We start from the raw sequence: 22,469 nt of genomic DNA on the forward strand, positions 1-22,469 counted from the left end.
CTGGCCGGGTGACCTGTGCGCCAGGATGTCAGGAACACATAAGCATCTGGAGGGGAACCCAGTAATGAGCTACAACCAGCCGGGCCCGTACGGCGGGCAGCCCCAGCAGCCCGGACCGTACGGTCAGCCGGGCCCCTACGGCCAGCAGCCGCAGGCCCCCCAGCCCGGCTACGGCTACCCGCAGCAGGCTCCCCCCGCGCAGCCCGGCTACGGCTACCCCCAGCAGGCTCCCCAGGGTGTCCCGCCGCAGACTCCCCCCTACGGCCAGCAGCCCGCGTACGGCCAGCAGCCCTACGGCGCCGTGCCGCAGCCGCCCGCCCCGAGCGGCGGCAAGAAGAAGACGGGCCTGATCATCGGCGCCGTCGCCGTCGTGGCAGCGATCGCGGTGGGGGCGTACTTCGTGATCGGCGGGGGTGGGGGTTCCGACGTCGCCGACGACGGTCCGCACAAGCTGACGACTCCGGCGACGGTGCTCACCGACTACAAGAAGGACAACAGCGCCGACAGCGGCGGCTTCGACGAGAACGACGTCAAGGACGCCGAGAAGCACGGCGTGAAGAACGCCAAGGACGTTCACGCCGGCTACCAGTCGGGGGACGAGGAGACCAGTCCGCTGACCGTGAAGGCGATCAACTTCATGGGCGTGTACGGCGAGATCGACGATCCTGAGTCGGTCGTCGACGCCATGTTCGCCGAGATGAAGAAGGACACCAAGAGCGACGAGGGTGAAATCGTCGGCAGCCCCAAGGCGTTCACCCCCGCCGGCCTGGACGGCGCGGTCCTGAAGTGCCAGGAGATCAAGTACAAGGGCGACTCGTCCTCCTCCAGCTCCTCGGCCGGACCCAAGGAAATCAGCATGCCGGTGTGCATCTGGGGTGACCACAGCACCCTGGGCGTCATCATCCAGGCCGATGTGGCCAACGCCATGACGGGCAAGAGCGCCGACCTGAGCGCGGGGGCCGACCTCACGGCCAAGTTCCGCAAGGAAGTCCGCGTCAAGATCTGACGACTGCACGGCAGTTCGCGCCCATGGGCGCCCGGCGAGTCTGCTGGGCGCCCATGGCGCGTACGGGCCGACGTCAGGCTCGTACGCACGCCCCCTGTGCGTCTGCCGGGCTGACGTGTATCTGTATCAGCTGGTTGAGGCAATTGGGGTTCCAGGCCTTGCCGAGCCCGACGTCAATCGCACCATGACTGCATGCCGTCTTCACCTTGGGTCCAACCAAGTACCCGTGGTTGCCGATGTAGTTCACGCAGGTGCTCTGATTGGCTTGTGCTGATGTCGCCACCACGACCGGCGTGATGGCCGCCGCAGCAACCACGGACAGTGCTGTGAACGCGCGTCTCATCCTCGTGTTCTTGCCTCCCGTTTCACTTGCCGCGAGGTGGTCGGCCTCGCGGTGATCAAGAAGATCACCCGAAGCCGGCGTCGCACAAGTGACCGACCTCGACGTGGCTTGATCCGGGCATGCAGCGACGGAGGGGGCGCCCAGCGGAATCCGCTGGGCGCCCCCTCCGTCGTAAGGGAACCGGCTACGCCGTCTTCTGCTCGCCCGGGCCCCGTCCGCGGGCATCCCGCGGAATCAGCGTCGGGTTCACGTTCGAGTGGACGACGTCCGCGGTGATGACGACGCGGGCCACGTCCTTGCGGGACGGGACCTCGTACATCACCGACATCAGGACTTCCTCCATGATGGCGCGCAGGCCGCGCGCGCCGGTCTGGCGGAGGATGGCCTGGTCGGCGATGGCTTCCAGCGCCTCGCGCTCGAAGTCCAGTTCCACGCCGTCGAGTTCGAAGAGGCGCTGGTACTGCTTCACCAGAGCGTTGCGGGGCTCGACCAGGATCTGGAGGAGGGCCTCGCGGTCCAGGTTGTGGACCGAGGTGATCACCGGGAGGCGGCCGATGAACTCGGGGATCATGCCGAACTTGACCAGGTCCTCGGGCATGACGTCCTCGAACTGGTCCTTGGACTCCAGCTCGCGCTTCGAGCGGATCGTCGCCCCGAAGCCGATTCCCTTGGCGCCGGCACGGGATTCGATGAGCTTCTCCAGGCCCGCGAAGGCGCCGCCCACGATGAACAGGACGTTCGTCGTGTCGATCTGGATGAACTCCTGGTGCGGGTGCTTGCGGCCGCCCTGGGGCGGGACCGACGCCGTCGTGCCTTCGAGGATCTTGAGGAGGGCCTGCTGGACGCCCTCGCCCGACACATCTCGCGTGATCGACGGGTTCTCGCTCTTACGAGCCACCTTGTCGATCTCGTCGATGTAGATGATGCCCGTCTCGGCCTTCTTGACGTCGTAGTCGGCCGCCTGAATGAGCTTGAGCAGGATGTTCTCCACGTCCTCGCCCACGTACCCAGCCTCCGTCAGCGCCGTCGCGTCGGCGATGGCGAACGGCACGTTCAGCATGCGGGCCAGGGTCTGGGCGAGCAGTGTCTTGCCGGAGCCCGTGGGGCCCAGCAGCAGGATGTTGGACTTCGCCAATTCAATGGCGTCGTCGCGATTTTGACCCGTGCTGTTCTCGCCGGCCTGGACCCGCTTGTAGTGGTTGTACACCGCGACCGAGAGAGCTTTCTTGGCCGACTCCTGGCCGACCACGTACCCCTCGAGGAACTCGTAGATCTCGCGGGGCTTCGGGAGCTCCTCCCAGCGGACCTCGCTCGTCTCCGCGAGCTCTTCCTCGATGATCTCGTTGCAGAGATCGATGCACTCGTCGCAGATGTACACACCGGGGCCTGCGATGAGCTTCTTGACCTGCTTCTGGCTCTTGCCACAGAACGAGCACTTGAGCAGATCGCCGCCGTCACCGATGCGTGCCACGGTGTGCTTCCCCTTCGCCTGGGAGACGCCTAGGTCCAGCGGCTCCTGGTGCTGCCTTATGTCCGACGGTACCTTGCCGAGCCCCCCGTTCGGGCCCCCCTTGGCGTGGTTCACTTTGTCGTGAACCACGCCAAGGAGCGGCAGACGATACAGCGATACGTCAGACGATCGCGGAACTGTTCATCTTGCGGGTGGAGATGATCTGGTCGATCAGGCCGTACGCGAGCGCGTCCTCAGCGGTGAGGATCTTGTCGCGCTCGATGTCCTCGCGGATCTTCTCGATCGGCGTGGTCGAGTGCTTGGCCAGCATCTCTTCCAGCTGCGCGCGCATCCGGAGGATCTCGTTCGCGGCGATTTCGAGGTCCGAGACCTGGCCGCGGCCGGTCTCGCTGTAGGGCTGGTGGATCAGCACACGGGCGTTCGGAAGCGCCATGCGCTTGCCCGGCGTACCGGCGGCCAGCAGGATCGCGGCGGCCGAGGCCGCCTGGCCCATGCAGACCGTCTGAATGTCGGGCTTCACGAACTGCATCGTGTCGTAGATGGCCGTGAGGGCCGTGAAAGAGCCACCGGGGCTGTTGATGTAGACCGAGATGTCACGGTCGGGGTCCATCGACTCCAGGCACAGCAGCTGCGCCATGACGTCGTTGGCGGAGGCGTCGTCGATCTGCACGCCGAGGAAGATCACGCGCTCCTCGAAGAGCTTCGCGTACGGGTCGTACTCACGCACGCCCTGCGAGGTGCGCTCGACGAAGCGCGGGATGACGTAGCGGGACTCCGCGCGAGGACCGGTGTACTCGGCCTGCGTGCGGGCGTGGAGGCCGCTGCCGGGGAAGTCGTTCACTGTGTCTCCTGAAGAGCCTGATAAGGGCTGAGGCGGTCGGCTGGGGGCGCTGGGCGGCTCGCGCCGCCCCTGGGGGCGGTGGAGAAGCCCTGCGCCGCCCTGGAGGGCGCTGAGGGGCTTACGCCGCCCCGGTGCCGCCGCCGCCCGGCATACCGGCAGCGGTGGGCATGATGTCGTCGATGAGGCCGTACTCCTTGGCCTCGATCGGGTCGAACCAGCGGTCGCGGTCCGAGTCACGAGTGATCTGCTCGACCGTCTGTCCGGTGTGGAAGGAGGTCAGCTCCGCCATCCGCTTCTTGGTGTGCAGCAGCCGCTCGGCGTGGATCTTGATGTCCGACGCGGAGCCGGCGAGGCCGGCGGAGGGCTGGTGGATCAGGATCTCGGCGTTCGGCAGGGCGAAGCGCTTGCCGGGGGTGCCGGCGCTGAGCAGGAACTGGCCCATCGAGGCCGCCATGCCCATGGCGATGGTCACCACGTCGTTCTTGATGTACTGCATGGTGTCGTAGATCGCCATGCCGGCCGTGATCGATCCGCCGGGGCTGTTGATGTAGAGGTAGATGTCCTTGTCCGGGTCGGAAGCAAGGAGCAGCAGCTGCGCCGTGATCTTGTTGGCGATGTCATCGTCGACCGCCTGGCCGAGGAAGATGATCCGCTCGCCGAGCAGCCGGTTGTAGACCTGGTCGCCGAGGCCACCACCGATGGAGGGGTCGCCGGCGGCGGAGGGCATCAGATTCGTCACGTATCCACCTGCTCGTCTTACGACGGCGCCGGGCCGTCTCACGTCTTCTGCTGGGGGCGTGGGACCCCGGTCCAACACCGCTCGGGCGGCTTCGGGGACTCCCCTGCCCTCGTATTCATGGACCCTAACGCGCGGGTCCCTCCGGTGAATCCCGCAGAAGGAACTGTTCGCTGTGAGCGCAGGTCGGGCGCCCCGCCGGGCGCGCCCCGCAAGGGGCGCGGGGAACCGCGCGATCAGCCCACGAAAGGCCGCATTCGCCGAGAGAGCGCCCCTGGCAGACGCGTCTGCGGGTTTGGCGGGGGTTGCTCGCGCCCACGCGGCGGAGCCGCAGATGTCACAGCCCGCGCCCAAAAGCCCGACGGGGCCCCCGGTGTCCCCGGGAGCCCCGTCCAGCTGTACAGCGAGGCTGATCAGGCCTCGGTGGTCTCCTCGGCGGAGCCGTCGGCGGCCTCACCCTCGGTGACCTCGGCGGCGACCTCCGTGGCCGTCTCCGTCTCGTCCTCGTCCTCGAGGTCGACGATCTCGCCGTTCGTGTCCTTGACCGTGGCGGCCTCGACGACGACCGCGAGGGCCTTGCCGCGGGCGACCTCGCCGACGAGCATCGGGACCTGGCCGCCCTCGACGACGGCCTGGGCGAACTGGTCGGGGGACATGCCGGAGGAGGCAGCGCGCCGCATGAGGTGCTCGGTGAGCTCCTCCTGGTTGACGTTCAGCTTCTCCTTGTTGACGAGCTCGTCCAGGACGAACTGCGTCTTGATGCCCTTGACCGCGGCTTCCTTGGTCTCGGCGTCGAACTCTTCCTCGGTCTTGCCCTGGATCTCCAGGTACTTCGCGAGGTCGAGACCCATCTGGCCGAGCTGGTGGTGCTCGAGGTTGTGCTTACGGGTGTTGATCTCGTCCTCGAGCAGCTTCTCGGGGACGGGCACCTCGACCAGCTCGAGCAGCTTCTCCAGGACGCGCTCCTGGGCCTGCGTGGCCTGGTCGTACTGCTTCATGTTCTCGAGGCGCTTGCGGCTGTCCGCCTTCAGCTCCTCCAGGGTGTCGAACTCGGAGGCGAGCTGCGCGAAGTCGTCGTCGAGCTCGGGGAGTTCGCGCGCGGCGACCTGGGTGACCTTGACGGTGACCTCGGCCTCCTTGCCGGCCGCGGAGCCGCCCTTGAGCTCGGAGGCGAAGGTGGCCTCGCCACCGGCCTCCAGGCCCGTCACGGCGTCGTCGATGCCGTCGAGCAGCTCGCCGGAGCCGATGGTGTAGGAGACACCGCTGGCGATGCCGTCCTCGAGGACCTCGCCGTCGACCTTGGCCTCCAGGTCGATGGTGACGACGTCGCCGTCCTGGGCGGCGCGCTCGACCGGAGAGGTCGACGCGAAGCGCTCGCGCAGGTCGGAGACGGCCTTCTCGACGTCCTCGTCGCTGACCGCGATGGCGTCGACCTCGACCTCGATGCCGGAGTAGTCCGGGATCTCGATGGTCGGGCGGACGTCGACCTCGGCGGTGAAGTTCAGCGTCTCGCCGTCCTTCAGCTCGGTGATGTCGACCTCGGGCTGGCCGAGGACGTTCAGCTCAGCCTCGTTGACCGCTTCGGTGTAGAACTTCGGGAGCGCGTCATTGACGGCCTCTTCGAGCACGGCGCCGCGACCGAACCGCTGGTCGATGACGCGCGCCGGGATCTTGCCCTTCCGGAACCCCTTCACCGTGACCTGCTGGTTGATCTTCTTGTACGCCGCGTCGAGGCTGTCCTTGAGCTCCTCGAAGGGCACCTCAATGCTGAGCCGAACCCGGGTCGGGTTCAGGGTCTCCACGGCGCTCTTCACGGTTCGGTCTCCTTGGGGGCTGACTTCTTGGGGGTTCTGCTGCGTGCTTCTGCCGGGTCGGGCAGAGCCTTAAGCGGATTCGCGGCCCTTGAGAGACGTAACAGTGCAGACACACGGGCGCGCAGCTTGCATAGTAACCGCAGGCGGTACACGCCCCAAAAGGTGATCTTGCGACGCGCGGAACCCTGGCGGGTTCCGGCTGGTGGTCGGGGTGGCGGGATTTGAACCCACGGCCTTCCGCTCCCAAAGCGGACGCGCTACCAAGCTGCGCCACACCCCGTCGGTGCGACACGTAGGGTACATGCCCGCAGGCAGTGGGGCTGCCGCATTTCCCGAGCGCCCGTGCGGCACGGAAACGGGGTGTGCGTCGAAGGCGTACGACCCGCTACGATGCCTCCTGTGCCGCGGTCACTGACCTGCGGCGCGACCTGCTCGCGGGCGTAGCTCAATGGTAGAGCCCTAGTCTTCCAAACTAGCTACGCGGGTTCGATTCCCGTCGCCCGCTCCAAAAGACGTAGGGCCAGGCCAGAGGTTCGATCCTCTGCCTGGCCCTGAGTCGTTTCCGGGGGCATCTTGAGTCCGCCGTGTCCCCCGCGTGCCCCTCGGGTTTTCGACCTTGCTTCTTCTTTGCCTCCAGGGATGGAGGCGGCGCCGTTCGCGAGTACCGGCCCGTAGTGGCGTGCGCGAGGTGCTGCCATCCCGTCCGGGCGCGGGCGGTGGGATCAGAAACCGATGGTGGTCTCGAAGGTGTCGCGGGCGCGGCTGAGGTGGTACCAGCGGTCTGCGATGGCGGCGGGGTCGCCGTCGCCGCTGCCGGGCAGGATCGGCAGTCCGACGCACATGTGGCCGACGTAGACGCCCTGGGGGGCGAGTTCGGTGTGTGCGGCGCCGGCCCAGTTGCGCAGGCCGGCCTGGGCGATGCCGGCGTTGCCGAGGATCGGCATGGGGGTGATGGCCGAGCGGCCGGTGGTGAACAGCAGGGCGCCGTCGCCGGCTTCACGCATCGCGGGCAGGACGTTGGCGACGGCGGTCAGGGCGCCGCCGACGACGAGGTCGAACTGGGCGCGGGCGGAGGCGGGGGTGGTCTCCAGGGTGCTGGTGATGCCCATGGCGACCATGTCGATCAGGCCGCCGCCGGAGTGGTCCCACACCGGAGCGGGGCTGTAGGAGAGAACGCCGATGCGGCCCAGCTCGTCCGCGGCCGCTTGGAGTGTGCCGGTCAGGGCCTTCTCGTCGGTGGCGTCGGCCGCGTAGGCGCGGGCGGTGATGCCCTCGTCGGAGAGGGAGGCGGCGAGGGCCTCCAGCTTGGCCTGGTTGCGGGAGATCAGGGCGACGGGGTGACCGGCTGCGCCGAAGCGGCGGGCGATGGCGAGGCCCAGGTTGGCTCCGGCACCGACGACGGCGATGGTGGACGAGGACAAGGGAGGTCCCCTTCATGGTTACGCTTTGTGCGTAACCGCACGATACTGACGTACGAAGACCTTCACAAAAGGCACATCTGCGTTCGGTAGTGACACCGGTGATAGCCACGGCGCCCCCAGGTTCGTCCCGCCGCACCCCTGTGCGGCATGGCCGGACAACGGTGCCGGCATCCGTCGGACCCTGGACCGCGTCGGCGACAAGTGGTCCGTGCTGGTGATCGGCATCCTCGCGGCGGGCCCACTGCGCTTCAGCGCCCTGCGTGACCAGGTCCCCGGCATCTCCCAGCGCATGCTGACCCTCACCCTGCGCCATCTGGAACGCGACGGGCTGCTCACCAGGACCGTCTACCCCGCGGTTCCGCCGCGCGTGGAGTACGAGCTGACCCCGCTGGGGGAAGGCCTCCGCGAGACCGTCTACGCGTTCGTACAGTGGGCGACCGACCACAACGACGAGATCGAGGAATCCCGCCGACGCTACGACGCCCGCTGAAGCGACTTTGGCCGTGTCGGGCACAGCCTGGGCCCTCGGCCCACTCAGCGCCGGCGGGGCGTGACGGCGGGCAGCAGGAACCCAGTCCCGGTGAGCGCGTCGGCTCCCCCGTTCCACATCCCCCGGCGCCCGTCGAAAGCGCGACGAGCGCATGCGTGCCATCCCGTCCCGTTCAGAAGCTGATCGAGTTGATCGTCTCCGCTATCGAGTTCAGGAACCGGTTGATGGACGGAGCCATGCCGGTCGACGCGAGGAAGAAGCCGAAGAGCACCGCGACTATGGCAGGTCCCGCCTTGATCGATCCTCCTCGGATCAACACCACAAGGATGATCGCCAACAGCAGCACCACTGACAGCGAAATGGCCACAACTGATCACACCCTACGGTCGGTCCGCTCTCCCGGCCCGGAGGTGCAACCCCTCACACCCCCGCCAGAACCATCGTGCCACCAACCAGGCTTTCGTATGCGGCGGGTGACGCATCGTCGGCCATGGACACGCCGGACCTGTACACCCGCACCGCCTCGGCGCGGACCAACGGCGGGACTCCGCACGGCAATTCGAGAGTGCACCCGCACGGGTCCGACAACGGAAATTCAGAGGGACCGTTGCCATGTCCACACATCCTGTTCGCAGGTAATTCGAATTGTTGCCACAGGCACATCGAAGACTCTGTAGACGGGTAACTAAAGGCCAATGAACCGGACATATCACCAGAGTCGCCCGCGAGCCTTATGCACCATTTAGTCGGGATGTATGGGGACAGAACTGCCCCATACGGTAAGCAAATCGGTATGCGGAACCACTTGCGACCCGACAAGCAGACATCTTCAAATCCTGGGTACTCGCAGGCGATAAGCAGGAATGACGTCGAGCGTTTTACGAAGACGCATAGACAACGCTAGGGTGCCTCAGATGTTCCACGCCGCCACGTCCCCCGCATGCGCAGCGAGGTCCAGGATCGTCTCCCCGAGTTCTTGGTGGGAGGGCCTGTGACGAACTCGCTCCGACCGCACGGCCACCACAGAGCGCCGCTCCCCCCGGCACAGCAGCCGGCGGAGGGAGTGCCGAGTCCGCGCTCACCTCAAACCCCCAGAGCGGCCACCGATGCCGCCGCATCGGGTGCCAAGCCCGCCAAGCAGCGCGACGCCTTCTTCGACAACGCCAAGTACCTGGCCATCGTGCTCGTGGCCATGGGGCACGCGTGGGAGCCGCTGAAGGGCCAGAGTCGCATCATAGAAGCGGCGTACACGGTCGTGTACACCTTCCACATGCCGGCCTTCATCATCATCTCCGGCTACTTCTCGCGCAGTTTCGACATGCGCCCCGACCGGCTCAAGCGGCTGGTGACCGGTGTCGCCGTGCCGTACATCCTCTTCGAGACGGCGTACTCCCTCTTCGATCGCTGGGCCGGCGGCGATCCGAGCCAGGCGATCACCCTCCTCGACCCCTGGTACCTCACCTGGTTCCTGGTTGCCCTCTTCGTCTGGCGGCTGACGACGCCGCTGTGGAAGCTGGTGCGCTGGCCTCTTCCGCTGGCGCTCGTCGTCGCGGTGCTCGCGTCCGTCTCCCCGGACATCGGCGACGACCTGGACCTCCAGCGCGTGCTGCAGTTCCTGCCGTTCTTCGTCATGGGCCTGTTCATGAAGCCCGAGCACTTCCAGCTGGTGCGGCGCCGTGAGGTGCGGATCCTGTCGGTGCCGATCTTCGCGACGGCGCTGGTCGTGGGCTATTGGGCGGTGCCGCGGATGAACACGGCGTGGTTCTACCACCGCGACGCGGCGCAGAATCTCGGCGCCCCGTGGTGGGCCGGTGCCGTGATGACACTCGCGCTCTTCGGCTGCTCGCTGCTGCTCACCGCGTGCTTCTTCGCCTGGGTGCCGCGGCGCTCCTTCTGGTTCACTGCGCTCGGCGCGGGCACGCTGTACGGCTATCTGCTGCACGGTTTCCTGGTCAAGGCCTCCGAGTACTGGGGCTGGTTCGACCACCCGTGGCTGCACAAGCCGCTCGGCGAGATCTTCGTGACGGTCCTCGCGGCCGCGCTGGTCACCGCGCTGTGCACAGTGCCCGTCCAGCGGATCTTCCGCTTCGCGATGGAGCCGAGGATGGAGTGGGCCTTCAAGCGGGACGCGACGGAGCTGGCCCGGGAGCGGGCGAGGGCCAAGGCCTAGCCACGTACCTGACCGGTTTTGAAGTGCGGGCCCGTGTTCTCACGTGCCCGCACTTTTCTGTGCCCGGCTACCTGTGCCCATCCACCCTTCCCTGCCCGGCCGCACTTCCGTGCCCGGCCGCACTTCCGTGCGCTTCCCGCGCAAGGGGCTTGGGCGGCTCAGGACGGCGGCAGCCCCAGCAGCGCCCGCATCGCCGCGTACTTCTTCGTCAGCCGGGCCCGGGTGTGCTCGTCCAGGACCGCGAGCCGGGCCGGATCGGCGTTGTGCGCCAGGTCCGACACCTTCACCAGGAGGGCACCCGGGGTCGTACGGATGCGTCGCGCGTACGACTCCGGCGGCTCCTCCTCCCGCTTGGTGAGCGCCAGCACGATGTCCTTCGTGCGCCGGGTCAGCGCGGCCTCGCTCAGCCAGTCCTCGGAGAGCGCGTCGTCCTCCACCGCGTCGTGCAGCCAGGCGGCCGCTATCTGTTCGTCGTCGCCGCCGCGTTCGCGGACGCCCTCCGCCACGGCCTGGAGGTGCTCGGCGTACGGCCGCCCCGCCTTGTCGGTCTGGGCGGCGTGCGCCTCGCGGGCGAGGGCTTCGACTTCGGCCAGGGTCAGAAGAGTCTGCGTCACTCCTCCAGTGTCTCCCCGCGCAGCGCCGCGCGGGCCGGGACGGTCGCCGCCGTCACGCCGAGCACGACGATCGTCGCGGCGAACGAGCCGTACAGCAGCGGCGGTATGTAGGGCCCCTGCCCGGTCAGCCCCTTCATCATCGGCACGAGCGTGGCGAGCGCGATGGCCGTGCCGATCGCGATGCCGGCGAGGACGACCAGGAGGGCCTCCCACCGGATCATGCGCAGCACCTGGCGGCGGGTGGAGCCGATCAGCCGGAGCGTGCCCAGTTCACGCCGGCGGTCGAGGACCGTCATCACCAGGGTGTTGACGGCGGCGACGGCCGCGAATCCGCCGAGCACCGCCGCCATCACGGTGTTCGCCCAGGCGTTGAGCTCCCGGTCCAAGGACTGGGCGGTGGTGTAGTCGCCTCGGTCCAGGACCGTGCCCAGCTCGGCCAGCGTGCTCGCCGTGCCACCCTTCGTCCAGATCTCGGTGTCGAAGGAGCTGGTGACGTGTGTCGCCAAATCAGCCCGATTCAAGGTGACTTGGGACAGACCCAGACCGCGGCCGTACGTCGCCACGACCGTCGGTGAGACCTTGGTGCCGTCGGGCAGCCGGAGCTCGACGCGCTGACCGACCTTGGCGTGGGCGCTGTCGGCGAGCGAGGCGTCGATCGCCACCTCGCCGGGCTTCAGTGACAGGGAGCCGTGCTTCACGTCCAGGTCCTGGACGCGCGCCAGGTCCTTCGGCGTGCCCGTCACGCCCTGCGTGGAGGCCGACTCCAGCGAGCCGCTCACCGGGATCAGTACGGCGGTCTTCAACAGGCCCACGGCGGAGGTCACTCCGGGCGCGCGGGCGGCCCGGTCCAGCGCGTCCGGGGCGAGGCCGGTGTCCGAGGTGACGATGTGGTCGGCCACGATGCCGTCCCGCTGCTGCTCCTGGGTGACCCGCTCCTCGCTGGTGTGCATGAAGACGAGTACGCAGGAGAAGGCCATCGCGAGGACGATCGGGGTGATCGCGGAGGCCAGCCGACGGGCGTTCGTACGGGAGTTGGCGGCCGCGAGCGATGCTGACGCGCCGGCCCCGCGCAACGGCAGCCCGAACAGCGCGGCGCAGGCGCGTGCGACCAGCGGGCCCAGCAGCGCCACGGCCAGCATGAAGAGCATGACGACGCCGAGGGAGGCGTTGGCCGCGTCCTCGCCGGTCAGCGAGGCGGCGAGGCCCGCGCAGACGAAGCCGCCGGCCGCCGCCGCGACACCCAGCGGCGTACGGATCCAGCCGGGCCGCAGCCGCTCCACGGACGCCTCGCCGATCGCCAGGCCCGGCTTGATGCGTGAGGTGCGGTGGGCCGCCATGTAGCCGGCGAACAGCGCGGTGAGCAGGACGGTGCCGACCGCGGAGAGCGGCGGGATGTACGAGACGGACAGGTCCACGGCCCGCGGGACCGCGCCCTTGTCCTGGAGCTGCCCGAACCACCAGCGGGCCAGGGCGATCCCGGGCAGGCAGCCGACGAGTCCCGCGAGGGGCGCGACGAGCAGAGCCTCGGTGGCGATCGTGCGGCGGATCTGCCGCGGGGTCGTCCCGATCGCCCTGAGCAGCGCGAACTCGCGGGCGCGCTGGCCGACCGAGAGCGCGACGGTGCCGGCCGCGGTGAAGACGGCCACCAGGGTGGCGACGCCCCCGAAGGAGCCGCCGAGCCCTGTGAGCATCTCCTTGGCATAGCCGAGCGAGGCGTCCTCGACGGCGCCGCGGTCGTCGCCGGTGTGCACCTTGGCGTCCACCTTGTCGCCGAGCGCGTGCGCCACTTGGGACTTGAGGGTCTCGGTGCGCACGCCGTCCTTGGGGAGTACGGCGATGGCGTCGATCCGGCCCGGGTGCGGCGAGAGGCGTACGGCTTCGGAGTCGGCGAACCAGGCGCTGGGGGTGGCTTGCCGGGCCGTTCCGGACACCTGGAAGGTGCGGGGGCCTTCGGCGGTGGTGAGGGTGAGGCGCTCCCCCACGGACGCGCCCTGGGAAACGACGACTTCTCCGTTGCCGGGGGCGTGTCCGGAGGTGAGCTTCTCGCCGGTGAAGGCCGTGGAGCCCCAGCCGTGGGCCGTGAGAGCGCCGTGCGCTGCGGTCCGCACCGGGAAGGTCACATCGGCGACCGCCGTACGCGCTCCCGGCACCGAAGCGGCCTTCGCCACCAGGGAGTTGTCGAGCCGGACCCGGTCCGGGACCTGTACGGCCTCGTCCTCGCGGTCCTCGCCGTGGCCGCTGACGAGGTGGGCGCGCTGGTCGGCGGCGACCAGCACGGGCGCGCCGGCGTAGCGCTGGGGCGGCACCGAGGCCCGTACGCCCGTCTCCAGGAGGATGCCGCAGGCCGACACGATCAGCGCGGCCATTGCGAGCGCGACGAACGTGCCCACGAAACCCGCGGGCTTGAAGCGGACGGCGGCGCGGGCCAGACCGTTGGGCATCAGCATCAGGCTGCCGCTCCGGCGTACGCGGGTGCGGTCAGCGCCGTCATCCGGGCCGCGATCCGCTGGGCCGAGGCGCGCTCCAGGCGGTCGGCGATGGAGCCGTCGGCGAGGAACAGGACGCGGTCGGCCCAGGCGGCCGCCGCGGGGTCGTGGGTGACCATGACGACGGTGGAGCCGAGGCCGTCGACGGCCTGGCGGAGCAGACCGAGGATCTCCGCGGCGGTGGTCGTGTCGAGCGCGCCGGTCGGTTCGTCCGCGAAGACGACGTCGGGGCGGGTGACCAGTGCGCGGGCGATCGCGACGCGTTGCTGCTGGCCGCCGGAGAGTTGGCCGGGGCGGCGGCGTGCCTTGTCGGCGAGGCCGACCTGGGCGAGTACTTCGGCGGCGCGGCGGCGGTCGGGGCGGTGGCCGGCCAGCCGCGTCGGGAGGACGACGTTCTGTTCGACCGTCAGGGACGGGAGCAGGTTGAAGGCCTGGAAGACGAAGCCGAGGCGGGTGCGGCGCAGGGCGGTCAGTTTGTTCTCGCTCAGGCCGGTGATGTCCGTGCCGCCGAGGCGTACGGTGCCGGCGGTCGGGCGGTCGAGTCCTGCCGCGCACTGCAGGAACGTGGACTTTCCTGAGCCCGAGGGGCCCATGACCGCGGTGAAGGTGCCGCGGGCCAGGGCGAGGTCGATTCCGCGCAGGGCGTGTACGGCGGAGCCGCCTCGGCCGTACTGCCGTCGTACGCCGTGCAGTTCGACCGCCCAGTCGTGGGTCGGGCCCGCGGGCGCGTCCTCGTGGCGCTTCTTTCGCAGGCCCATGGTGGGTCCCGTCCTTTCGTCCGTCACATCCGATTCGGTGATGTCTCGAACGTACGGATGCGCACGGGGTCTGGACCATGAGGGCTGCCGCCGACTTGGGGTGGGGAGAACCCCACTACCGGTTGTGGGGGGCTGGGCTGGGATTTTTTCGCCCCCTCCGCCCCTGCCCGTCCCCTGGGGGCTGCCGCCCCCAGACCCCCGCTAAAAGATCGCGCAGTTCCCCGCGCCCCTTTTCAGGGGCGCGGGGAACTGCGCGAACGGGGTCTGGGGCGAGAACCATCCTGTGCGTCACCGGGCCGGGGTCGGGACCTCTCGGCAGATCAGGAGGAGGGCGCGGTCGTCGTTGACGTCCCGGGCCACGGCTTCGATGAGGTGCCAGGCGGCTCCGTGGAAGCCGCCTGCCACGTAGCGGTCGGCTTCGCCGGTAAGGCGGTCGATGCCCTCGACGATGTCGCGGTCGGAGGTCTCCACCAGTCCGTCCGTGAACAGCATCAACACGTCTCCGGGACGCAGCGAGCCCTTCACGGGATCGAACTGGGCGCCGTCGTACACACCCAGCAAGGGGCCTTCCGCGACCTTCTCCTCCCACCGCCCACTGCCCGCGCTGAGCTGCAGGCCCGGCGGATGTCCGGCGGAGAAGAGTTCGTAGTCCCCGGAGTCCAGGTCGAGGACCAGGTGGATCGAGGTCGCGAAGCCCTCGTCCCAGTCCTGGCGGAGGAGGTAGCCGTTCGCGGCCGGAAGGAAGGCGTGCGGAGGGAGGGAGCCCAGGAGGCCTCCGAAGGCTCCGGAGAGGAGGAGCGCGCGCGAGCCCGCGTCCATGCCCTTGCCCGAGACGTCCGTGAGGACGACCTCCAGGGTGCGGCCTCCGTTCGTACGGGCGGCCACCACGAAGTCCCCCGAGAACGACTGCCCGCCCGCCGGCCGCAGCGCCATCTCGCGGTGCCAGCCCAGCGGCAGCTTCGGCAGCTTGCTCTGCACCCGGATGCGTTCTCGGAGGTCGAAGAGCATGGTGCCGCCCCGCCGCCAGGGCACGCCCACCCGGCTGCGGAACTGCGCGATCAGGAGTCCGAAGAAGCCGCAGGCCGCGACCACCAGCACCACGCCCGGCGTCACCCGGGACGGGCCCTCGGTGTACGGGCCCAGCTTCACGGACTCCACTATCAGCGCGGTGGCGGCGGCCGCGTACAGACCGAGCAGGCTGGCCGGGCGCAGCAGGAGGCCTCCGGCCACGATCGGGAGGACCAGGGCGGCGGGCGAGCACCACACCGAGTTCACCAGCGTCGTAGCCGCGATCAGGGGAATCGTGATCAGCAGACCGGCCAGCGCGATCCAGTCCGAACCGTCCCCACGGAAGTAGTCGACGGCGGATCTGCGCAGCCCTGTGCGGGCCCGGTGCCACTGCTTCTTCAACCGGGCCGTGAACGTATCGGCTTCCGCGCGCCGCTCTCGTCCTGCTGCCATTAGTTCGGGACCCTATCCATCGGACCAGGTGCTTGGCACGGGAGGTCCCACTTGTCCCCCGTCCGAGCGCTCAACTTCACAGAGAACTTCACACAGGGCACCGTGACGGCGGGGGAGAAATTCCCTCGCTCGTACCGCATTGCCCTGGTAGGCATGGGCTATGACGACTGACGTGCGGGTGCTGCAGCAGGCCGACTGGAATGTCTGGTACGACAACCTCATTCGCGCGTTCGGTGGCGTCCCGGAGTCGTCCGAGGAGCGCGAGCTGTACGACGCGCTCACAGAGTACGACCGTTCCCTGGGAGCGTGGGACGGCGATCAGTGCGTGGGTACGGCGGGCGCGTTCTCGTTCCGTGTCACCGTCCCCGGCGGCGCCTGTGTCCCGGCCGCGGGCATCACCATGGTGAGCGTCGCGGCCACGCACCGCAGGCGCGGGGTGCTGACCGCGATGATGCGCCGCCAGCTGGACGACATCCGCGCCTGGGGCGAGCCGCTCGCCGTCCTGACCGCCTCGGAGCCGGCGATCTACGGCCGGTTCGGCTACGGCATCGGCACGCTGCAGCTCAACGCCGAGATCGACACCACCCGCGCACGACTGTCGGTGCCGCCCGGCACCGACGACGTACATCTGCGCTACGCCGTGCCGGCCGAGGTGCTCGACGCGTGCGAGGCGGTGTACGCGCGCCTGGTTCCCCGCCGGCCGGGGATGCTGGCGCGGCAGCCCGGCTGGGAGCGCCTCCAGGTCCTCGACCCGGAGAGCGAGCGGGACGGCGCGTCGCCGCTGCAGTGCGTACTCGCCGAGCGGGACGGCGAGGTCGTCGGCTACGCGCGCTTCCGGGTCAAGCCGGAGTGGGGCCCGTCCGGGCACAACGGGTCCGTGATCCTGATCGACCTCGAGGGGCTCGACCCGGCGGCGCGGGCCGCGCTGTGGCGCTTCCTCTTCGACCTCGACCTGACGTCCACGCTGCGCACCCGGGCCCGGCCTGTCGACGAGGACGTGCAGCACCTGGTGTCCGACATCCGGCGCTGCAATCTGCGGATGAAGGACTCGCTGCACGTACGGCTCGTCGATGTCGGCGCCGCGCTGGAGGCGCGCACGTATCAGGCGCCGGTGGACGTGGTGTTCGAGGTCGAGGACGCGTTCTGCCCCTGGAACGAGGGGCGTTGGCGGCTCACCGGGGACGCCAAGGGCGCGTCGTGCGTGCGTACCGAAGACGCGGCGGATCTCGCCCTGACCGTACGGGAGTTGGGGGCCGCGTATCTGGGTGGGGTGTCGCTCGCCTCGCTCGCGGCGGCCGGGCGGGTGCGGGAGCTGCGGCAGGGGGCGCTGACGGAGGCGTCCGTGGCCTTCTCGTCCGTGGTCGCGCCCTGGCTGCCGCACGGCTTCTGACGGCAGCGCCCGGCTACGGCTTCTGGCAGGTCGGGCACCAGAACAGGTTGCGGGCGGCGAGATCGGCGGTGCGGATCTCGCCGCCACAGATGTGGCAGGGCAGGTGGGCCCTGCGGTACACGTAGACCTCGCCGCCGTGGTCGTCCACGCGCGGCGGGCGGCCCATCGCCTCGGGGGTGTGTTCCGGGCGCACCGTGTCGATGCGGTTGTTGCGGACGCCCTCGCGCATGAGATCCACGAGGTCCGTCCAGACCGCTTCCCACTCCGTGGGCGTGAGGTCCTTGCCGGCGCGGTACGGGTCGATGCCGTGCCGGAAGAGGACCTCCGCGCGGTAGACGTTGCCCACGCCCGCGATGATCTTCTGGTCCATGAGGAGGGCGGCGATCGTCGTACGGCTGCGGGAGACGCGGTGGTACGCCGCTGACGGATCGGCGTCGGGGCGCAGGGGGTCCGGGCCGAGGCGGTCGTGTATCGCCTGCTTCTCGGTATCCGTGATCAGGGCGCAGGTGGTGGGGCCGCGGAGGTCTACGTACGCGGTGTTGTTCGCCAGGCGGAGGCGGACGGTGTCCGTGGGGGGTGGGGCGGGGGCGTCGCCGAAGTTGACCTTGCCGAAGAGGCCCAGGTGGATGTGGATCCATTCCGCTGCACGGAAGCCGAGGAAGAGGTGTTTGCCGTGGGCTTCCGCGGTGCCGAGTTCCGTGCCGTCCAGGAGGGCGGCGGCCGCGGTGAACTTGCCCTGCGGGCTGGTGACGCGGGCCGGGCGGCCGCCGAAGCTCGCGAGGTAGTCCTCGGCGAGCCGGTGAATCGTGTGCCCTTCGGGCACGGGGTCCTCCTGCTGTTGTCTGCCGTCTGACGGCCCGGGCGTTTTTCGCCCCCTCCGCCCCTGCCCATTCCCGTCCCCTGGGGGCTGCCGCCCCCAGACCCCCGCCAAAAGATCGCGCAGTTCCCCGCGCCCCTTATCAGGGGCGCGGGGAACTGCGCGACAAGCCCCGACGGGGCTACGGCTGCTGCGGGTGGTGGGCCGGGATCGGGGGGAGTTCGTGGGTCGTCTCGTAGGTCGAGAGCATGTCGATGCGGCGGATGTGGCGCTCGTCACCGGAGAAGGGGGTGTTGAGGAAGGTCTCGACGAACTTCGTCGCTTCGTCCTCCGAGTGCATGCGGGCGCCCACGGCGACGACATTGGCGTTGTTGTGCTGGCGGCCCAGCGACGCCGTCTCCTCGCTCCAGGCGAGGGCGGCACGAACCCCGGCCACCTTGTTCGCGGCGATCTGCTCACCGTTGCCCGAGCCGCCGATCACGATGCCGAGGGACTCGGGATCGGCCGCCGTACGCTCCGCGGCGCGGAGGCAGAACGGCGGGTAGTCGTCCTGGGCGTCATAGATGAGGGGCCCGCAGTCGACGGGCTCGTGACCGGCGGCCTTGAGCCACTCGACGAGGTGGTTCTTGAGTTCGAAACCGGCATGATCGGAGCCGAGGTACACGCGCATGGTCCGAGTGTGACACGGCTGTTTCGCCGCCGCGCCGCGGGGGTTCGACCCCGAAAACTGTGAGCTATACTACAGAACCTCAGGGAAACCTCAAGTAACGATCTGGATTCAAAGGTTCACGAATTCCTTTGCCTCCGTTTCACTGGTCCGACCCGTACACCGCTCATGCACGGGAATCTGCTCACCGGCGCAAAGGAATCCCCCTCATGACCTCGCAGCCGACCCCCACGAAGGCCGCAAGCGGCCCCGGAGGCCCCGGAGAACCCGGTGGCGGCCTCCAGGCCGGACTCAAGAACCGTCATCTGTCCATGATCGCCATCGGTGGTGTCATCGGAGCCGGGCTGTTCGTCGGCTCCAGCACCGGCATCGCCACCGCCGGACCCGGCATCCTCCTCTCATACGCCCTCGTCGGCACGCTCGTGGTGCTGGTGATGCGGATGCTCGGCGAGATGTCCGCCGCGAACCCGACCTCCGGTTCGTTCTCCGCGCACGCCGACCGCGCGCTCGGCCGCTGGGCCGGCTTCTCCATCGGCTGGCTCTACTGGTTCTTCTGGGTCGTCGTGCTGGCCGTGGAGGCCACCGCCGGCGCCAAGATCCTCGAAGGATGGATCCCGGCCGTGCCCCAGTGGGGGTGGGCGCTCATCGTGATGATCGTCCTCACCGCCACCAACCTGGTGTCCGTGGGGTCGTACGGCGAGTTCGAGTTCTGGTTCGCCGGGATCAAGGTCGTGGCGATCGGCGCGTTCATCATCGTCGGCGCGCTCGCCGTCTTCGGTGTGCTGCCGGGCGTCGACAGCGACAAGGCCGGGCTCGGCAATCTGACCGACCACGGCGGCTTCCTGCCGCACGGCCCCGGCGCGATCCTCACCGGCGTACTGCTGGTCGTCTTCTCCTTCATGGGCAGCGAGATCGCGACCCTCGCGGCCGGTGAGTCCGAGGACCCGCAGCGGGCCGTCACCAAGTCCACCAACAGCATCATCTGGCGGATCGGCGTCTTCTACCTCGGCTCGATCTTCGTCGTCGTGGCCCTGCTCCCGTGGAACGACCCGTCGATCAAGGACAAGGGCTCGTACGTCGCCGCCCTGGACTCCCTCGGTATCGCACACGCCGGTCAGATCATGAACTTCATCGTGCTGACGTCGGTGCTGTCCTGCCTCAACTCCGGGCTCTACACGGCCTCCCGCATGGCCTTCTCGCTCGGTCAGCGCGGTGACGCGCCGAAGGCCTTCGCGAAGACCACCTCGCGCGGTGTGCCGATGGCCGCGATCGTCGTCTCGGTCGTCTTCGGCTTCGTCGCCGTCTTCTTCAACTACAAGTTCCCGGACTCGGTCTTCCTCTTCCTGGTCAACTCCTCCGGTGCGGTCGCCCTGTTCGTCTGGCTGGTCATCTGCTTCTCGCAGCTGCGGATGCGGAAGATCATCCAGCGCGAGGCGCCGGAGAAGCTGGTCGTGAAGATGTGGCTGTACCCGTACCTGACCTGGGCGACGGCCGCGCTGATCGTCTTCGTGCTCGGGTACATGCTGACCGATACGGAACACGACGGCCGGGAGACCGTGCTGCTGTCGCTGCTGGTCGCGGCCGTGGTCCTCGTCATCGCCGTCGTCCGGCAGAAGGTCGGGGCGGGCGCGCCCTCCGTGAAGCCCCTCGCGGCCGCCGAGCCTCGGGACGAGGATCCGGTGAAGGTCGGCTGAGCCGAGCGCGACGCCGGGCACGGCGTCGTGATGTGACATGCGGGAGGGGCTCCGCGGCGATGGTCATCGCCGCGGAGCCCCTCCTTTCGTTTGCGCCACGCGTCGTTTGCGCCACACGGCCCCGGGTCACAGGACCGTGAAGCTGCTCTTGACCCGCTGGTAGACCTGGAGTGCCCGGTTCTCGATGTCCGGCTGGTACCAGGTGTTGATCTGGTACGACTTGCCGTCGGCGTCGAAGCCGAGCAGCAGGGCGTGCCAGTGCACACCTTTGAGCGTGAAGGTGTACTCCCAGACGACCGCGGGCCTGCCCTGGAACGTCGTCCGGTCCAGGCGGATCTTCTGGTAGTCCCGCCCCTGGCGCGCGTTCCGTTCCGAGGTCTGCCACGTCTGCATCAGGTCTCCCTTGGCCAGCGAGGACTTGGCCGCGAGTTCCTGTTCGCCGTCGGGTGAGGTGTAGTGCACCTCCGAGCCCGTCTTCAGGTCGCGACGCCAGTCCTTGGGCGTCACCCAGGCATACCCGCCGGCCTCCCTATGGGCTCCCGGGGGCAGGCTGGGCGGCCGCGAGGTGCCCTCGACCGTGGACGAGGGGGACGGGGAGCCACCAGTGCCTGCCGACGAGGCGGTCGGCACGGACGATCCGGAGGAAGCCCCGGTCCCGTCGTCGGGGGATCCGCCCGTCGCCGCGATGACGACCCAGGCGACGACTCCCGCGGCGACCACACCACCGGCCGCGGCCAGCCCCATACGACGCCTGCTCTGTCCCGGGCCGCTGGACGGCACGGCGGGGCCGGGGAGTTCGCCGGGAGGCATCACGCCGGGGCCGGGCGCCGTCGGCAGCCGTGCCGCGGTCACCGCCGTCGCGGTGTGCGCCGACGGGTCGGGAGCGCCGACGGAGGGGATCTCCGAGCCGACCTCCGCGCGCAGTTCGGAGGGGACTTCGGTGGAGGCGTTGGGGGCGGAGGCGGGCGACTGCTCCGGACGCTTCTTCGGTGGCCTCTTCGGGTCCTTCTCGAAGTCGGGTGGGCTCTCTCGCGTCGGGGTGCGGTGCGGCGGTATCGCGTCGTGTACGGGCTCGGGTTCGGGGGCGCGCTGTTCTTCCGGAGGTGGGGTGGCCTCGGGGAGGTCCGACGGGGGCTGCCGTGCGGCACGTAGCAGCTGGGCGTCGAGGAGCGCGGGCGTGGGCGACTCCTCGCGAGCCGGCGGAAGGGGCGGTGGGGTGGCTTCCGGCACGTCCGGCTCCGGCTCGGAACTGGACACCGGCTGGGCCCCGGGCTCGGGCCCAAGCCCGGGCCAGGGCTCTGACTCTGACTCTGACTCTGACTCTGACTGAGTCTCGGTCGCGTACTCGAATTCGTACTCGGAGTCGAAGTCGTACTCGGGCCCCGTATCCGGCAGTTCGGCGGGACCAGTGCCCACCCCCGCCCCCGATCCCCGGTGCACGATCGCCGCGAACTCCGCCTCAAGTTCCTCAAGGCCGGGCCGGGTCGACGGCTCCTTCTCCAGGAGTGCGGCCAGAATGTCCCGCAAGTCGCCTGCCGAGGCGGGGAGTTCGGGCTCCTCGTACAGGACGGCGTGCAGGGTGGCCAGCGTGGTGGAGCGGGAGAACGGGGAGCGGCCGCCGAGGGCCGCGCAGAGGGTCGCGCCCAGGGACCACACGTCGGACGGCGGGCCCTGCGGGCGGCCGGAGATCCGTTCGGGCGCCATGTAGTCGGGGGAGCCGACCAGCATCCCGACCATGGTGAGCGCCTCCGCGTCCTGCAGCGCGGCGATGCCGAAGTCGGTGAGGACGACCCGGTGGCCGCGCCGCTCGACCAGGACGTTGCCCGGCTTGATGTCGCGGTGCAGCACTCCCCCCGCGTGCACCTGGCGCAGCGCCGAGACCAGTTCGAGCCCGATCCGGGCCGCCTCGGGCGCGCCGAGCGGTCCGTCCTCCACCACGATCTGTTCGAGGGAACGCCCGGCGACGAGTTCCATGACGATCCACAGCCGCTCGCCCTCGTCCACGACGTCGTAGATGCGGACGACGTTGGGATGGTCGATCCGGGCCGTGGCCCTTGCCTCGCGCAGTGTGCGTTCGCGGCGCGTCCTCGTGTCCTCGGGATCGAGTCCGTCGATACGCATTTCCTTGACCGCGACCTGCCGGTCGAGCATTTCGTCGGCGGCTCGCCACACCCGCCCCATTCCCCCCTGCCCAATACTCTCGACCAGCCGATAACGCCCCGTCACCAGTAATCCCGGAACACCGCCCTGTACGTTCGCCGACAATCCCTGCACCCCCTCAACATCAGCC

At 69.2% G+C, this 22,469-nt stretch carries 18 protein-coding genes and 2 tRNA genes; 6 read left to right on the forward strand and 14 right to left on the reverse strand.

Annotation, left to right across the window (positions count from 1 at the left end; translation table 11 throughout):
• Positions 1–64 precede the first annotated feature (64 nt).
• Positions 65–1,006, forward strand: a complete 942-nt coding sequence (locus tag AB5J53_RS17425) for a hypothetical protein (RefSeq protein WP_369246573.1) — start codon at positions 65–67, stop codon at positions 1,004–1,006.
• A gap of 527 nt (positions 1,007–1,533) precedes the next feature.
• On the opposite strand, the gene clpX is transcribed toward AB5J53_RS17425, so the two are convergent.
• The 5 genes from clpX to AB5J53_RS17450 all read right to left on the reverse strand — a co-directional run bounded on the left by clpX (position 1,534) and on the right by AB5J53_RS17450 (position 6,491).
• On the reverse strand, positions 1,534–2,820 hold the full coding sequence (gene clpX / locus AB5J53_RS17430) for an ATP-dependent Clp protease ATP-binding subunit ClpX (RefSeq protein WP_189185069.1): 1,287 nt from the start codon (positions 2,818–2,820) through the stop codon (positions 1,534–1,536).
• Between the two features lie 160 nt (positions 2,821–2,980).
• Entirely contained in the window at positions 2,981–3,661 is a 681-nt protein-coding gene (locus tag AB5J53_RS17435) for an ATP-dependent Clp protease proteolytic subunit (protein ID WP_369246574.1), read from the reverse strand.
• A 118-nt stretch (positions 3,662–3,779) separates the two neighbouring features.
• A complete protein-coding gene (locus AB5J53_RS17440; RefSeq protein WP_362018419.1) occupies positions 3,780–4,388 on the reverse strand; it encodes an ATP-dependent Clp protease proteolytic subunit in 609 nt (202 codons plus the stop codon).
• Positions 4,389–4,810: 422 nt separating this feature from the next.
• Positions 4,811–6,211: a trigger factor gene (gene tig / locus AB5J53_RS17445; protein WP_369246575.1), complete on the reverse strand. Its 1,401-nt coding sequence runs from the start codon at positions 6,209–6,211 to the stop codon at positions 4,811–4,813.
• Between the two features lie 203 nt (positions 6,212–6,414).
• Positions 6,415–6,491, reverse strand: a tRNA-Pro gene (locus tag AB5J53_RS17450).
• A 154-nt stretch (positions 6,492–6,645) separates the two neighbouring features.
• Here AB5J53_RS17450 and AB5J53_RS17455 point away from each other — a divergent pair.
• Positions 6,646–6,719: transfer RNA gene (locus AB5J53_RS17455), tRNA-Gly, on the forward strand.
• Positions 6,720–6,933: 214 nt separating this feature from the next.
• Here AB5J53_RS17455 and AB5J53_RS17460 read toward each other — a convergent pair.
• Entirely contained in the window at positions 6,934–7,632 is a 699-nt protein-coding gene (locus AB5J53_RS17460) for an SDR family NAD(P)-dependent oxidoreductase (RefSeq protein ID WP_369246576.1), read from the reverse strand.
• Between the two features lie 169 nt (positions 7,633–7,801).
• On the opposite strand from AB5J53_RS17460, the gene AB5J53_RS17465 reads away from it, so the two are divergent.
• Positions 7,802–8,122, forward strand: coding sequence for a winged helix-turn-helix transcriptional regulator (locus AB5J53_RS17465; protein WP_369252290.1), 321 nt, complete (start codon positions 7,802–7,804; stop codon positions 8,120–8,122).
• 172 nt (positions 8,123–8,294) lie between these two features.
• Here AB5J53_RS17465 and AB5J53_RS17470 read toward each other — a convergent pair whose 3' ends face one another.
• Positions 8,295–8,489, reverse strand: coding sequence for a hypothetical protein (locus AB5J53_RS17470; RefSeq protein ID WP_016435177.1), 195 nt, complete (start codon positions 8,487–8,489; stop codon positions 8,295–8,297).
• A 624-nt stretch (positions 8,490–9,113) separates the two neighbouring features.
• Between AB5J53_RS17470 and AB5J53_RS17475 the strand changes: the two genes are divergently transcribed.
• Positions 9,114–10,292, forward strand: coding sequence for an acyltransferase family protein (locus tag AB5J53_RS17475; protein WP_369246577.1), 1,179 nt, complete (start codon positions 9,114–9,116; stop codon positions 10,290–10,292).
• Between the two features lie 158 nt (positions 10,293–10,450).
• Here the strand turns inward: AB5J53_RS17475 and AB5J53_RS17480 are convergent, their stop codons facing one another.
• The 4 genes from AB5J53_RS17480 to AB5J53_RS17495 form a co-directional block, all read right to left on the reverse strand.
• A complete protein-coding gene (locus tag AB5J53_RS17480) occupies positions 10,451–10,906 on the reverse strand; it encodes an HD domain-containing protein (RefSeq protein WP_369246578.1) in 456 nt (151 codons plus the stop codon).
• Positions 10,903–13,353 carry an ABC transporter permease gene (locus AB5J53_RS17485; protein WP_369246579.1) on the reverse strand — a complete coding sequence of 817 codons (2,451 nt, stop codon included), beginning with the start codon at positions 13,351–13,353 and terminating at the stop codon, positions 10,903–10,905. The genes AB5J53_RS17480 and AB5J53_RS17485 overlap by 4 nt, the downstream gene beginning before the upstream one ends.
• A complete protein-coding gene (locus AB5J53_RS17490) occupies positions 13,353–14,150 on the reverse strand; it encodes an ABC transporter ATP-binding protein (RefSeq protein WP_369246580.1) in 798 nt (265 codons plus the stop codon). The genes AB5J53_RS17485 and AB5J53_RS17490 overlap by 1 nt, the downstream gene beginning before the upstream one ends.
• A 288-nt stretch (positions 14,151–14,438) precedes the next feature.
• Positions 14,439–15,611 carry a PP2C family protein-serine/threonine phosphatase gene (locus AB5J53_RS17495; protein WP_369246581.1) on the reverse strand — a complete coding sequence of 391 codons (1,173 nt, stop codon included), beginning with the start codon at positions 15,609–15,611 and terminating at the stop codon, positions 14,439–14,441.
• Positions 15,612–15,771: 160 nt separating this feature from the next.
• Between AB5J53_RS17495 and AB5J53_RS17500 the strand changes: the two genes are divergently transcribed.
• Entirely contained in the window at positions 15,772–17,001 is a 1,230-nt protein-coding gene (locus tag AB5J53_RS17500) for a GNAT family N-acetyltransferase (RefSeq protein ID WP_369246582.1), read from the forward strand.
• Positions 17,002–17,014: 13 nt separating this feature from the next.
• On the opposite strand, the gene AB5J53_RS17505 is transcribed toward AB5J53_RS17500, so the two are convergent.
• Together AB5J53_RS17505 and AB5J53_RS17510 are read right to left on the reverse strand one after the other, a co-directional pair.
• The gene (locus AB5J53_RS17505) at positions 17,015–17,824 is read right to left on the reverse strand and encodes an Fpg/Nei family DNA glycosylase (RefSeq protein WP_369246583.1); all 810 of its coding nucleotides are present in this window, start codon (positions 17,822–17,824) and stop codon (positions 17,015–17,017) included.
• Positions 17,825–17,999: 175 nt separating this feature from the next.
• On the reverse strand, positions 18,000–18,488 hold the full coding sequence (locus AB5J53_RS17510; protein WP_369246584.1) for a ribose-5-phosphate isomerase: 489 nt from the start codon (positions 18,486–18,488) through the stop codon (positions 18,000–18,002).
• A gap of 206 nt (positions 18,489–18,694) precedes the next feature.
• Between AB5J53_RS17510 and AB5J53_RS17515 the strand changes: the two genes are divergently transcribed.
• A complete protein-coding gene (locus AB5J53_RS17515; RefSeq protein ID WP_369246585.1) occupies positions 18,695–20,179 on the forward strand; it encodes an amino acid permease in 1,485 nt (494 codons plus the stop codon).
• Positions 20,180–20,305: 126 nt separating this feature from the next.
• Here AB5J53_RS17515 and AB5J53_RS17520 read toward each other — a convergent pair whose 3' ends face one another.
• Positions 20,306–22,408, reverse strand: a complete 2,103-nt coding sequence (locus tag AB5J53_RS17520; RefSeq protein WP_369252292.1) for a protein kinase — start codon at positions 22,406–22,408, stop codon at positions 20,306–20,308.
• Positions 22,409–22,469: the final 61 nt, after the last annotated feature.

This window comes from Streptomyces sp. R41 (assembly GCF_041053055.1).
GTDB lineage: Bacteria > Actinomycetota > Actinomycetes > Streptomycetales > Streptomycetaceae > Streptomyces.

Bases quoted from the DNA above. Each gene is read 5' to 3' on its own strand.
- AB5J53_RS17425 (WP_369246573.1), top strand. From the start codon at position 65: ATGAGCTACAACCAGCCGGGCCCGTACGGCGGGCAGCCCCAGCAGCCC.
- AB5J53_RS17440 (WP_362018419.1), bottom strand. From the start codon at position 4,388: ATGCCCTCCGCCGCCGGCGACCCCTCCATCGGTGGTGGCCTCGGCGAC.
- AB5J53_RS17485 (WP_369246579.1), bottom strand. From the start codon at position 13,353: ATGCTGATGCCCAACGGTCTGGCCCGCGCCGCCGTCCGCTTCAAGCCC.
- AB5J53_RS17490 (WP_369246580.1), bottom strand. From the start codon at position 14,150: ATGGGCCTGCGAAAGAAGCGCCACGAGGACGCGCCCGCGGGCCCGACC.
- AB5J53_RS17495 (WP_369246581.1), bottom strand. From the start codon at position 15,611: ATGGCAGCAGGACGAGAGCGGCGCGCGGAAGCCGATACGTTCACGGCC.
- AB5J53_RS17500 (WP_369246582.1), top strand. From the start codon at position 15,772: ATGACGACTGACGTGCGGGTGCTGCAGCAGGCCGACTGGAATGTCTGG.
- AB5J53_RS17510 (WP_369246584.1), bottom strand. From the start codon at position 18,488: ATGCGCGTGTACCTCGGCTCCGATCATGCCGGTTTCGAACTCAAGAAC.
- AB5J53_RS17515 (WP_369246585.1), top strand. From the start codon at position 18,695: ATGACCTCGCAGCCGACCCCCACGAAGGCCGCAAGCGGCCCCGGAGGC.